Source organism: Cryptosporangium aurantiacum (assembly GCF_900143005.1).
GTDB lineage: Bacteria > Actinomycetota > Actinomycetes > Mycobacteriales > Cryptosporangiaceae > Cryptosporangium > Cryptosporangium aurantiacum.
Genome location: NZ_FRCS01000007.1, coordinates 167421 through 180271, shown reverse-complemented (window position 1 = coordinate 180271; position 12851 = coordinate 167421). Strand labels below are relative to the sequence as shown.

Genomic DNA, 12851 nt, shown 5'->3' with positions numbered 1-12851 from the left:
CGCGGGACGGCAATCGGCGAACTCTAATCATTCGCCGATTGCGAGGTTCGGCGCGTTGATCGGATTCCGCGCGAACCAGGCGGCGATGTAGTCCAGGAAGACCCGGACCTTGCGCAGCGTGTGCGCGCCCGGCGAGTGCACCGCGTACAGCGACCGGTCCGGGCCCTCGTACTCGGGCAGGACGCGCTGCAGCGCCCCGCTCTCCAGGTCGCCCAGCACCGTGCGCACCGGCATCAGCGCGAGCCCTCGGCCACGGACCGCGGCCTTGCGCAGCGTCAGGTAGCTGTTCGACGAGTACACCGTGGTGAGGATCTTCGCGTGCACGTCCTTGCCGCCCTGGTGCAGGTGCCAGATCGGGTCGTTGATGTGCACCAGGCACTCGTGTTCGGCCAGGTCCTGCGGGTCGGTGAGGGCCGGCCTGCCCTTGAGGTACTCGGGCGCCGCGCAGAGCACGTACTCGATGTTCGCGATCCGGCGGATCAGCATCGTCGAGTCCCGCAGGTCCTTGGTGTGGAACGCGACGTCGTAGCCCTTGTCGAGGAAGTCGAACGTGCGGTCGGACATCCCGCCGACCTCGAACCGGACGTGGATCTTCGGATGGTCGACCGCGAAGTCCGCGATCGCCTCCCCGAGGTCGAGGTTGCCGATCCATTTGGGACAGATCACGGCCAGCGGCCCCTCCGGCTTGTCCCGCAGGCCGCGCAGCGCCGCGTCCTCGGCGTCGAGCTCCTCCAGGATCCGGTGCGCGAAGTCGTGGTACCGCCGCCCGGCCGCGGTCAGCGTGACCGCTCGCGCGGTGCGGTTCACGAGCCGGATCCCGAGCTGCTTCTCCAGCTCGGCGACGTGCCTGGACACCAGCGAACCGGATATCCCCAGGCGTCGGGCCGCCTGGCTGAAGCTGCCCTGCTCGCCGACGCCGACGAAGCTGCGCATGATCGTGATCCGGTCCACTGGTGCTCCTCGTATGTCACGCGCTGCGGGCGCGTAGCTTCTTTCGTCCGGTCGAGACGTGGATGGCTGCCACGATCGCGTCCGCGCCCGGCTTGTCCTCCAGCTCCTCGGCGACGCGTCCGTCCCGGAAGACCAGGACGCGGTCGCAGAGCAGCGACAGCTCGTTCTCGTCGCAGCCGGCGACCAGCACCGCGCAGCCCCGCGCCGCGGCGTCGTGGATCGCGGCGATGATCGCGCGCCGTGCCCCGACGTCGACGGCCTGCGTCGGCTCGTGCAGCAGCAGGAGCTGCGGGTCGGTGGAGAGCCACTTGGCCAGCAGCACCTTCTGCTGGTTTCCGCCGGACAGCTTGCCGACCGGCAGCGACGGCACCGGCGGACGGACGTCGAGCTCGGTGACCCACTTCGCGACGCGCGCCTTCTCGGTGCGACGGTCGACCGGGCGGACGCCGTGCGACCGCACGTTCATGCACGGCAGGACGACGTTCTCCGCGATCGACATGTCGAACGCGAGCCCCTGGCGGTCGCGGCTCTCCGGCACCAGCACCACACCGGCCGCGATCGCCGCGAGCGGACCGGTCCGGCGCACGTCGAGCGTCGTGTCGGCCAGCCGGACCGTGCCGCCGGCCGCCGGGCTGACGCCGGCCAGCAGGTACGGCAGTTCCTCGTAACCGGAGTCGGGCAGGCCGGTGACCCCGACGACCTCACCGGGCCGGACCTCGAGGTCGACCGGCCGGACGAGCCGGCCGGAGACACCGCTGACGACGATCGGCGCGCGCTCGCCGGTGGCCGGCGGCGTCGGCCGGTCCAGGTTCTCCAGCGCGCGTCCGAGCAGCAGGTGGACGAGCTCGGCTTCGGTGAGCCCGTCGGTCGGCCGGTCGGCCTCCACGGCGACGCCGTCCCGCAGCACGGTGACCCGGTCCGCCGCCTCGGTGACCTCCTCCAGGCGGTGGGTGATGAGCAGCACCGACGTCCCGGTGGCCACGACGCCGTCCAGGATCTCGTAGAAGTGCTCGAGGGTCTCGCGGTTCAGCGAGCGGGTGGATTCGTCGAAGATGATGACGCCCTGCCCGCTCTGCGCGTCCTGCAGCGCGCGGGCGATCGCGACGCTCGCGCGGTCCTCCTCGCCGAGCGCGCCGACCTTCGCGTCGAGCGGCACCGTGCACCCGAGCCGGGCGAGCACCTCGGCGGCGGCCGCCCGCTCCTCGTCCCAGCGGATCCGGCGGGACCACCGGCTGGCCCGGAACCGGCCCACCCGGAGGTTCTCCACGACCGTGTGGTCGTTGACCAGGCCCAGCGACTGGTGGACGACGGCCAGCCCGCGGTTGCGGGCCTCCAGCGGACGCACCGGCAGGACCAGCTCCGCGCCGTCGACGACGACCCGGCCACCGGGATCCGCCGGGTGGTACCCGGTGAGGATCTTCGCCAGCGTCGACTTGCCCGACCCGTTCTGTCCTACGAGCGCGTGGATCTCGCCGGGGTGCACGTTGAGGCTGACGTTGCGCAGCGCACGGTTCCGGCCGAACGTCTTCGACACGTTGTCGATGCCCAGGCGGACGCTCGACATGATCAGCTCTCCTTCCAGAGAGCGCCGAACTTCTGCGGGAAGTCGGTCGGCCCGTACCACTCGCCGGACTCCTCGGCCTCCTCGGTCAGCTCGATGTCGGCGATGTTGTCCCTGGTGAAGATGCGGACCGGGATCTCGTACTCCGGCAGCGGCTCGCCGAGCATCAGCCGCAACACGGCGTCCGCGTCGGCCCAGCCCTGGAACACCGAGGCCTGGCCGATGTCGGCGTGCAGGAAGTTCTTCGACTCGACCATCTTCAGACCGGGCAGCTGCGCGCCGGCCGAGGCGCCCTTGAGCGACGCGATCTTGCCGGACTGCTGCGCGCCGCCGAGCGTCGGCTGCAGGTACTGGTCGAACTCCGACACCAGGTAGTTGGCGCCCGGCGTCCGGAGCAGTGCGGAGCTGGTCGACGACGCGATCAGTGAGTAGTTCGCCGACGAGATCTTGTTGATCGTCACCGTGCACTTCGGGCACTCGGAGTCGAAGACCTTCTTCGCGGCCTCGACGTAGGCGACCGTGGACTGGGAGTCCGTGCTCTGGTTGACGACGACCTTCGCGGTGCCGCCGGAGTCGTTGATGATCCACTTCGCGACCGCGGTGAGCGACGCGGTGCCGCCGCCCTCGAGGTAGCCGAGGGTCGTGGTCTCCGGGTGTTTCGGGTCCGGGATCTGGTCGGTGATCAGCACCGGGATGCCCTTGACCTGGGCGGCGTCGAAGCCGTTCGCGGCCAGCGCGTACGGGATCGAGTCGGTGACGATCGCACCGGCGTTCGCCGCGGTCGCCTGAGACACGCAGGCGCTGACCTCGGACGGGTTCGAGTTGCCGTTGCAGAGCTGCATCCGGATCCCGACCGTCGCCAAGGCCTTGGAGAGCGCCTCGGCGGTGATCGCGAACTGGTGCGCCTGCTGGGTGATCGGGATGTAGAAGACGGTCTTGCCGCGGAGCGAGGAGACGTCGCCGACGGGCTCGGTGGGCACCGGGTAGGCGTCCCTGGCCTCGGAGAGCTTCTCGACCTCGGCCGCGAGCGCGCTGTTGGTGCTGTTCGAGCCGGAACCGGCGGTGTCGGCGGCCGGGTTACCGCAGCCGGCAGCGACCAGCGCGAGGGCGGTCAGCGCCAGGACCGGCCGCAGCACGCGCCGGAACCGAGGGGTATCGCGCATCATTGAGCGCCTTTCGGAGGGAGTTTCGGGCCGGCGCTACGAGCCGGAGCGCGCGTGCAGCAGCGTGGAGATCGTGACCGCGACGATCAGGACCCCGCCGTAGAAGACGTTGGCGACCCACCCGGCCACGCCCAGCAACTGGAGGCCGAGGATGCCGGTGGCCAGGAAGTAGACGGCGATCAGCGTGCCGAGCGGGTTGAAGCGGCCGGGCTGGAGGACCGCGGTGCCGAGGAACGTGGACGCGAACGTCGGCAGCAGGTAGCTCTGCGACACGGTCGGGTCGAAACCGCCGGTCGCCGCCGCGGACAGCACGCCGCCGAGGCCGGCGATCAGGCCGGCCGCGAGGAACGCGCCGAACCGGATCCGGTTGACCCGGATGCCCGCCAGGCGGCTGACCTCGCGGTTGGCGCCGACGAACCGCATGTTGCGCCCGAGCGGCGTCCCGCCCAGCACGTAGGCGAACCCGACCATCAGCAGGATGCCCTCGAAGAAGCTGATCGGCAGCCCGCCGATGTCGTAGAGGGCGATCTGCGCGAAGTCGCCGGGCAGGCCGCTGACCGGAGCCAGGTTGCTGATCCACAGCGAGATGCCGAGTACGAACGTGCCCATGCCGAGCGTCACGACGATCGTGTTGACGCCGACCCGCACGATGAGGATCGCGTTGATCAGCCCGCAGACCGTCGCGGCGACCACCGCGGCGATCGAGGCCGGCCAGACGCCCCAGCCGTGGTTGACGACCAGCACCGGGAGCAGGATCGCGGACAGGCCGAAGACCGACGCTACCGAGAGGTCGACGAACTCGCCGACGCAGATCGTGCAGAGCAGCGCCGCGGTGAGGAACACCAGCGCCTGCTGGCTGCCGAAGATCGTCTGGAACGTGCCCTGGGTCAGGAACGTCTCCGGCACCGCGACCGCGTAGATCAGCGCCAGCAGGATCCACACGCCGACTACCGCGAACCGCGCGCCGAACACGCCGGCCGCGGAGGTGACGCCCGAGGTCGCGGCCGGCTTCTCCGGCGCTTCCGGGGCGGTGGCGTCGACGGTTGCCGTCACGCCGGTGTCGCCGTCTCTGGCGCGACTTTCGCGAAGCCCCGGACGTCCGGGTACGGCTCGGTCCAGCCGGGCTTGAGGTCGACCTGGAACGTGTTGAGCAGCATCGCGAGCATCGAGTAGTTGCCGAGGCTGCCGATCAGGTCGACGAGGCCCTGCTCGCCGAACGCCGCCAGGCCGGCCGCGAACGTCTCGTCGCTGACGAAGTGCTTCTCCAGCACCTCGGTCGAGAAGCGATAGAGGATCGCGGCCTCGTGGTCGTCGCCGAAGTCCGGGGTGACGCCCTGGGCCAGCTGCTGGACGCTCTCGGCGGGGATCCCGACCTCGACGGCCTTGTCCGCGTGCGCGTTCCACGAGTACGCGGCGTCGAAGTGACGGGCGGCGATCAGCAGGCTGAGCTCACGCAGGCGGAGCGGAAGCGACGATTCGAATCGGCAGAACGCGCCGAGCGCCTCGACGCGCTCACACAATTCGGGGCTGCGTAACCAGACCAGGAATGGCCCGCGCGTGCCACCCCGGCGGGAAGCGATTCGCTCACTGATTTCCGCCTGACGCGGGGTCAGCTCATCCAGCGGAGGAAGTCGCACGTGCACCGTCCAAGTTCTGAGAGGCAATTTCTCGGGGTGACGTAATCCTGCGGAAACCCCCCGTCGATGTCCACCAGGTGCACTGGCCGGAGCGCGAAACATTAGCGTTCGCGTTCGGGGCGTCCGGACGGCATCCGACGGGCCTAGTCTCGGGTGGCGACACCGCCCCCGTCGGAAGGCTCCACCATGACGATCATCAAGGCAGCGCAGGTCACGCGCCTGGACCGCGGCGGCAGCGTCGCCACGATCCCGCTGATCACGAAGCACAGCGCGGTGGAGAAGACGACGCTGACGTCGGGCATCAGCACTTACCCGGTCGGTACCGGGGCTCCCCTGCACACGCACAACTGCGTCGAGCACGTGACCCTCCTATCGGGGGTTGCCGAGGTCGAGACCGACGGGGAGATCACCCCGCTCGAGGTCTACGACACGACTTATGTCGAGGCCGGAATTCCCCACGCATTCCGCAATATCGGCGACACGCCGATGACCATTTTGTGGGTTTACGATTCCGCGTTCGTCACGCGGACTTTCCTGGCGACCGGCAAGACCGTCGAGCACCTTTCCGCCGACGATCAAATGGTGTCCGAGTAACCTGCCCGCGCGATCAGGGACCTGCGCGTCGCTGTGTCATCGCGGTGCTCCCATCGCCGGACCGTGGCGCGCGAAAGTTGAGTCGAGCCGGGTTCCTCCCCGGCGCCAACAGGCTAAGCACCGCACTGACCTGCGCGCACGAGATCCGGCGACCTTAAAGATTGGAATTCACTCAGGTTTCGAACATCCCGCGAGCGATCGGGCGTTGGATGTGCACCGTGCCGAACAGACAACGTGGTCAGTACGCACGCACCGCCGGTCGGCGTCGCGAGATCGCCCGCGCCGTGCTCCGCCTCGTCGAGGAGAAGGGGCACGCGCAGGTCACGACCGCCGAGGTGGCGCGGCGGGCCCGCACCAGCGAGGCGACGGTTCTGTACCACTTCCCGGGCAAGGATCACCTGCTGGTGGCCGCGCTGGAGTACGCGGACGCGGCGAGCGCGGACCGCGAGGTACGCGACCTCGCCGGATTACGGGCGTTCGTCCGGCGCGCCACCACGCACCACGAACCGGTACTGCGGCTGCACACCGTGCTGGCCGGGAACGCCGCGACCCCGGATCACCCGGCCGCGGAGTACTTCGCGCGAAGGAACGCCGCCGCGATCGACGAGTTCCGACGGCTCGTGGAGGAGCGGCAACGATCCGGCGACGCCCATCCGGGGCTCGACCCGGCGGACGTCGCACGGCAGATCGTCGCGGTGTGGGACGGGTTGACGGCGCAGTGGCTCGTCGATCCGAGCTTCGACCTGGCGGAGACGCTGATCCGGGCGATCCGGCGGCTCACCGCCCAGAACTGGATGGACGTCCGCCGCTCCCTGCTGGCTCCGGAGACCGGGTTGTAGCACGGCTGCGCCGCGCCGCAGTGCGGCGCAGGCGGAAGCCTTGGAACGTGCCCGAGCCGAAGCCGCCCGTGACCCGGTCCAGGTAGATCGCCAGGATCACGACCGCCAGGCCACCCTCGAACCCGGCGCCGATGTCCAGCTGGGTGACGCCACGGACGACGACCTCGCCCAGCCCACCGGCGCCGACCATGCCCGCGATCACCACCATCGACAGCGCCAGCATGATCACCTGGTTCACGCCGGCCATGATCGACGGCAACGCCAGCGGCAACTGCACCTGCCGCAGGATCTGCCCCGGACGCGACCCGAACGCGTGCGCGGCCTCGACGATCTCGGTGTCGACCTGTCGGATCCCCAGCTCGGTCAGGCGGACCGCGGGCGGGATCGCGAACAGCGTCGTCGACACGGTTCCCGGCACCACACCGATCCCGAAGAAGAACACCGACGGGATCAGGTACACGAACACCGGCAGCGTCTGCATGAAGTCCAGCACCGGCCGCACGACCGCCGCGGTCCGCGCGCTCCGGGCGGCCCACACCCCGATCGGCACCCCGATGAGCACCGCTGCGACCGCGGCCAGCAGCACGACGGTCAGCGTCTGCATCGCCGCGGTCCACAGCTCCATCGAGACGATGAGCAGGAACGCGAGCACGGTGAAGATCACCAGCTGCCAGCGCCGCGTCGCCACCCAGGCCAGCAGCGCGAACACCGCGATCACGACGCCGTACGGCGGCGTGTGCAGCACCCAGTAGAGGCCGTTGACCAGCGACGTCACCGCCGAGGCCAGCCCGTCGAACACGCCGCCGAAGTGGTCGAGCAGGAACTGGATGAACGAGTCGACCCACTCGCCGATCGGGACCCTAGGCACGGGGGCCTCCCAGCGCGGTGAGCAGGTCCGTGGTCGGGACGACCCCCACCAGGCGTCCGTCGTCGACGACCACGAGCGGCACGGTCGGGTGCCCGGCCAGGTGGAGGAGGTCGGCGAGCGGCCGGTCCGGCGGCACCGTGTGGTACCCGTCGGCCACCCGCGCCGAGAGGTCCGGCTCCCCCGCGTCGGCGGCGGCCGCCACCGCGTCGTCACCCACGATGCCCAGCAGTTTCTCGTCCCCATCGAGGACGAACACGCCGGACGCCTCGCTGGAGGCGAGCCGTCCGAGCACGTCGGACGGGGCCACCGAAAGGCCCGTGGTCAGCGGCGGCGGACGCATCACGGTCGCCGCGGTGAGGACGCGCGACCGGTCGACGTCGGCGATGAAGTCGCCGACGTAGTCGTTCGCCGGGGCCGCGAGGATCTCCGGGCCGGTCGCGCACTGCTGCACCCGGCCGTCCTTGAGCACCATGATCCGGCTGCCGATCCGCATCGCCTCGTTGAGGTCGTGGGTGACGAACACGATCGTCCGCGGGCGCTCGGACTGCAGGTCCAACAGCAGGTCCTGCATGTCGCGGCGGATCAGCGGGTCCAGCGCGCTGAACGGCTCGTCCATCAGCAGCACGTCGGCGTCGGTGGCCAGCGCCCGCGCCAGCCCGACCCGCTGCCGCATGCCGCCGGACAGCTCGTGCGGCTTCGCGTCGCCGGACGACCCGAGGCCCACGCGGTGCAACGCCTCGTCGGCGCGTTCGAGCCGTTCGTGCGCGGGCACGCCACGTACCTCCAGGCCGTACGCGGCGTTCTGCCGGACCGTGCGGTGCGGGAACAGCGCGAAGTGCTGGAACACCATGCTGACCCGGCGGTTGCGCAGTTCCCGCAGTGCGGCGGCGTCGAGCGCGGTGACGTCCGCGCCGGCGATCCGCAGCGTGCCCGCGGACGGCTCGTGCAGCCGGTTGATCATCCGGAGCAGCGTCGACTTGCCCGAGCCGGACAGGCCCATCAGGACGAACAGCTCGCCCTCGTCGACCGTGAAGCTCACGTCGTACACGGCGAGCTTCCCGCCGGCCTTCGCGATCGCCTCCGGCCGATCGAGCAGTGCCACCGCGCGCTTCTGGCTCAGGCCGTAGACCTTGGACAGACCCTCCCCGGAAATCACCCTCCCACCACCGCGGCCACGCCGTCCTTGCCGTCCGCGGTTTTGACCCCGTCGAGCCACTTCGTGACCGTGTCCTCGTTCGCGGCCAGCCACGCCGACGCGATGTCCTTCGCGGACTTCTTCTGGTTGCCGAACGCGTCGATCCACTCCGACGCGGTCGTCGGGTCGACGCTGATCTGCGAGAGGAACTTCGTCAGGTTCGGGTCGTCGGTCTTCAGGCCCTTCCGGGTGAGGACGCGGATCTGCCCGGCACCCGGCCAGACCTTCTCCGGGTCGTCGAGGAAGTCGACCTTCCACTTCACGACCATCCAGTGCGGCTTCCACGCCAGGAACACGACCGGCTGGTTCTTCCCGACCCGGCGGGTGACCTCGGCGAGCATCGCCTCGGTGCTGCTCTGCACCAGCTTCCAGTCGCCGAGCCCGTACGCGTCCTTCTTGATCGCGTCCAGGATGTACTGGTTGCCGGGAGTGCCGGGCTCGATGCCGAGGATCTCCTTCTTGAACACATCGGCGTGCTTGTCCAGGTCGGCCAGCGACGAGACCTTCAGCTGCGCGGCCTGGTCACCCGGGATACCCGGCGCGTACTCGGTGCCGGTGAGCAGTGTGCCGGTCACCTCCACCGAACCGGCGTCGATCAGCTTGCCGAACACGCTCTCCTGCGACGGCCACCAGTTGCCGAGATAGGCGTCGGCCTTACCGGTGGAGAGCGCCTGCGCACCGAGCGGGACCGACACCTCCTGGGCCGACGGCGAGTAACCCAGCTTCGTCAGGATGTCGCTGACGATCTGGTTCTCGACGATCAGGTCCTCCCAAGGCTGCTGGACGAGCCGCACCGCCGTGGAGCCGTCACCGCCGTCCTCGCCGAACGCCGTGGTGTCGGAGCCGCCGCAGCCGGCGACGGCGGCCGTGAGGGCTAGCGCCACGGCCGCAGCACAGAGTCTGCTGATCATCGGGGTGTGTCTCCTGAGGGTTGGTCGGTGTCCACCCAGACCGGGGAGGACCATGCCATCTCGCCGTCCACCTGGATCACGCGGACGTAGTAGTACGCGCCGCGGCCCGGGTCGTCGGTCCACGTCAGCCGCTGCTCGGCTGCCCCGAGCGAGGTCAGTCCGCCGGTCGCGGGGATCACGGTCAGCCGGCCGCCCTCCCCGCCGGGGAGGGTGAGGCCGATGAGCTTCTCCAGCGTGGTTTCGGTCCCGTTCACGGTGACCCGGGCGTCGGGCGGCCCGAGGAGCGTCATTTCGACGCCGCCGCGCTGCGCGCCGTAGGGCTCCCCGAACGACTTGGTGGACGCCGTCCAGCGCACCGTTCGCTCGTCGGCGGCGGTGACCTCCGGGGACCAGTACGGGGTCGCCAGGATCCGGCCGCCGTCGATCGTGAGGTGGCCGCTCCAGTCCGTGGTGGTGCCGCTCTGCCCGAACTCGACCCGGATCGGGAGCTCGAGGTGGCCGTCCGGGAGGTGGCGTTCGGGCGCGCGGACCCGCACCGTCTCGCCGTTGCGGACCAGCTCGATCCGGGCCAGGTCGCGGAAGCCCCGCGCGTAGACCTCGATGTCCACGGGGCCGTCCCGGCGGATCTCGGAACCCATGAACGCGCCGCCGACCCGCACGTCGACCAGGACGTCCCGGGTCGTGGCGCCGAAGACACGGCGATTGCGCAGTGCGGTGAAGACGCCGTCGCGGGTGAGCCGCTCGGCGAACGCGCCGACGTAGCTGGCGCCGTTGCCGTGGTCGGAGCTGGCGATCAGGCCGAAGCGGTGGCCCTTGCCCAGTCCGTCGGCCACGAACGTGCCGTGCCGGGTGGCGTCCGAATACTGCCGGAACGCACCATCGTGTTCGTAGTTCCCGCGGCAGGCCTGGAACACCTCGACCAGCCGCAGGTATTCGGGGTCGCCGTAGTTCCAGTCGTACGGGATCATCGCCGAACCCGGGTGGTGCGGGATCGTCAGCGCCGGGTAGGCGGGGTGCCGCCGCAGGCTCGCCCAGAGTTCGTCCGGGGTCTGCGAACCGGCGGCGAAGCTCGAGTAGATCGGGGCGCCGCGGTCGACCGAGCCGTAGATGACGTTCTGGTGGCCGGTGTTGCCGGTCCACTCGAAGCCGTAGAACGGCACGAAGCGGTCGTCGACGCGGAACAGGTCGGCGATCTTCTGGATCGACCACCACTGGTACTCGCTGCTGTTCTCGGAGTGGTCGGTGACCGCCCAGAAGTCGTAGTCGCAGACGTCCCAGCCGTAGCGGTAGAAGTCCTCCAGCGACGGTTCGTCGCCGGACGTGCAGCGGCTGACCAGCGAGTGGCGGTGCAGGTCTCCCCAGTAGAGCGTGAGGGTTTCTCCGTCGACCTCGGTGGTGTAGCGGCCGGTTCCGGCACCGAGCCATTCCCGGGCCTCGCGGCGGTCGTTGCTCTCGATCGTCGGCGCGGCAGGACCGGCTAGCGCCGGTCCTGCCGCTGCCGGGAGGTCCGTGGTACGCACTTGACCCGTGCCGTGCATGCCGTGCCAGACCACCGAGCCGAGGTGTTCGAGCAGCACCGGGCACTCGCGGCCGCCGAACCCCTCGGTCCAGGTGAGGCTGCGCTCCAGACGGCCGTCGGTCTGCCAGACGATCCGGACGCCGCCCGGTGCGGGGCAGATCGCGGGCTCCTCCAGCGTGCCGTCGCTGCCCTGGAAGGTCACCGGTGCCGACCAGCCGTCCGGGCCGAGCGTCTGGGCGGCGACCTCCCAGTAGTACGTCATCAGCGGCAGCCTGCGGTGGATCCGGTAGGCCACGGTGAGGCCCCCGTTCGCGTCCGCAGCCAGGCGCGGAAGGCCGCCGGGGACGACGTCGAGGCCCGGGGCCAGCAAGCCGTCCGCCTCCTGAACACCGTCCGGGGTGAGGCGCACGACCCGGAGTGCGGCGGTGACGTCCGGCAACAGTTCGGGTGGGATCGCGTCGCCGGGATCCCGGGCGCCGAGGAGCGTCGGCGCCTCGGCAAGTTCCTCCGCCCGGCGTAACCGGGTCGGGCCGGAGCCGCCGTGCCCGTGGACCGCGATCAGGTCGAACGCGCACCAGATGCCGCCGTCGGTGGTGACCGCGAGGCTCGGGTGCAGCGCGTAGTCGGTGCCCGCGCTGATCGGGCGGATCGGGCCGTCGGCGATCCGGACGACGACGCGGTACGACCCGTCGACGTACTCCGACCAGGCGTAAACGCTGCGGCCGTCCGGGAGCGCGGCGACCGCCGGGTCCCAGGCGTTGCCTGCGGCTCCTGCGCTGGCCAGGCGGGTCGGTTCCCAGGCGGTGCCCGACCACCGGCGCGACCAGATGCCGAAGCCGGTGCCGTGCGGGCCCTGCCAGACGACCTCGAGGCCGCGCGGGGTGGCGACGACCTCCTGGTTGAAGCTCGGGTGGCCGGTGTCGCTGATCCGCTCCGGGGTACTCCAGGCGCCGTCGTGACGCTGGGCGTGAACGCTCACCCCGGTGTCGGTGGCACGGCCGTAGAACACCCACGGGACGCCGTCGGCGTCGAACGTCGCCGAGGGGCGGAAGACGTCCGCGGCCTCGGGGGTGAGCACGATCGGGACGCCGTCCAGGGCCGCGACGACACGCTCGCCCACGCCGGCTTCCCAGTCGATCCAGACCGCGAGTTCGCGACCGTCCGCCGCCACCGCGATCGCCGGCCGAGCCGCCGTCGGCCGCGCACCGTCCGCCGTGGCCGGGGCGTCCGCTGACCGTGGCGGGCGCGCCACGCCGTGGCCGGGGACGCGGCGGTGGCCGGGCAGTGGCGGTGCCGCCGTCAGCAGGGCCTCAGCAGTGGCGAGGTACTCGGTCAGGCGGCCGCTGCCCTCGTCGACCCACATGTACCGCAGCGGATCCGGATCCAGCGCCGCCACCACCTCCGCGGTGTCGCGGCCCGCGTCGATCGCGGCGGCCAGGCGGCGGTTGAACGCGAGGACCCGATCGAGGTCGGCCCGCTGACGCGCGGTGTACCCGGCCTCATGATGATCCAGACCGCAGCACTGCTCCATGCGCAAACCTTCTCGTTCGACGTCGAAGGAGAACAATCCCCCGGCGGTCGGGGAGCGATACCGATTTCCGACTAACCCCATA

The 12851-nt window shown here is 70.5% G+C and carries 11 protein-coding genes; 2 read left to right on the top strand and 9 right to left on the bottom strand.

Annotated elements, in window-relative coordinates:
• Window positions 1-27 precede the first annotated feature (27 nt).
• Genes BUB75_RS23700 through BUB75_RS23680 form a run of 5 tightly spaced genes read right to left on the bottom strand, consistent with a single transcriptional unit; the run spans window position 28 to window position 5312 of the window.
• Entirely contained in the window at window positions 28-951 is a 924-nt protein-coding gene (locus BUB75_RS23700; protein WP_073259986.1) for a LysR family transcriptional regulator, read from the bottom strand.
• A 16-nt stretch (window positions 952-967) separates the two neighbouring features.
• A complete protein-coding gene (locus tag BUB75_RS23695; RefSeq protein ID WP_073259985.1) occupies window positions 968-2515 on the bottom strand; it encodes a sugar ABC transporter ATP-binding protein in 1548 nt (515 codons plus the stop codon).
• Window positions 2516-2517: 2 nt separating this feature from the next.
• Window positions 2518-3675: a sugar ABC transporter substrate-binding protein gene (locus BUB75_RS23690; RefSeq protein WP_073260250.1), complete on the bottom strand. Its 1158-nt coding sequence runs from the start codon at window positions 3673-3675 to the stop codon at window positions 2518-2520.
• 36 nt (window positions 3676-3711) lie between these two features.
• The gene (locus BUB75_RS23685; protein WP_073259984.1) at window positions 3712-4728 is read right to left on the bottom strand and encodes an ABC transporter permease; all 1017 of its coding nucleotides are present in this window, start codon (window positions 4726-4728) and stop codon (window positions 3712-3714) included.
• Window positions 4725-5312: a carboxymuconolactone decarboxylase family protein gene (locus tag BUB75_RS23680; RefSeq protein WP_073259983.1), complete on the bottom strand. Its 588-nt coding sequence runs from the start codon at window positions 5310-5312 to the stop codon at window positions 4725-4727. Before BUB75_RS23680 ends, BUB75_RS23685 begins: the two co-directional genes overlap by 4 nt.
• A gap of 186 nt (window positions 5313-5498) precedes the next feature.
• Between BUB75_RS23680 and BUB75_RS23675 the strand changes: the two genes are divergently transcribed.
• Both BUB75_RS23675 and BUB75_RS23670 read left to right on the top strand, forming a co-directional pair.
• Window positions 5499-5906: a cupin domain-containing protein gene (locus BUB75_RS23675; protein WP_073259982.1), complete on the top strand. Its 408-nt coding sequence runs from the start codon at window positions 5499-5501 to the stop codon at window positions 5904-5906.
• Between the two features lie 209 nt (window positions 5907-6115).
• Window positions 6116-6745 (top strand): TetR/AcrR family transcriptional regulator, encoded by a 630-nt coding sequence (locus BUB75_RS23670; RefSeq protein WP_073259981.1) that lies wholly within the window; start codon window positions 6116-6118, stop codon window positions 6743-6745.
• Here the strand turns inward: BUB75_RS23670 and BUB75_RS23665 are convergent.
• From BUB75_RS23665 to BUB75_RS23650, 4 genes are read right to left on the bottom strand one after another with little or no spacing between them, the layout of a single operon-like run.
• A complete protein-coding gene (locus tag BUB75_RS23665) occupies window positions 6684-7613 on the bottom strand; it encodes an ABC transporter permease (RefSeq protein WP_073259980.1) in 930 nt (309 codons plus the stop codon). The two genes, BUB75_RS23670 and BUB75_RS23665, sit on opposite strands and share 62 nt — an antisense overlap.
• The gene (locus BUB75_RS23660) at window positions 7606-8769 is read right to left on the bottom strand and encodes a quaternary amine ABC transporter ATP-binding protein (RefSeq protein ID WP_073259979.1); all 1164 of its coding nucleotides are present in this window, start codon (window positions 8767-8769) and stop codon (window positions 7606-7608) included. The genes BUB75_RS23665 and BUB75_RS23660 overlap by 8 nt, the downstream gene beginning before the upstream one ends.
• A complete protein-coding gene (locus BUB75_RS23655) occupies window positions 8766-9719 on the bottom strand; it encodes a glycine betaine ABC transporter substrate-binding protein (protein ID WP_178379961.1) in 954 nt (317 codons plus the stop codon). The genes BUB75_RS23660 and BUB75_RS23655 overlap by 4 nt, the downstream gene beginning before the upstream one ends.
• A complete protein-coding gene (locus BUB75_RS23650) occupies window positions 9716-12769 on the bottom strand; it encodes a DUF3604 domain-containing protein (RefSeq protein ID WP_073259978.1) in 3054 nt (1017 codons plus the stop codon). The genes BUB75_RS23655 and BUB75_RS23650 overlap by 4 nt, the downstream gene beginning before the upstream one ends.
• Window positions 12770-12851: the final 82 nt, after the last annotated feature.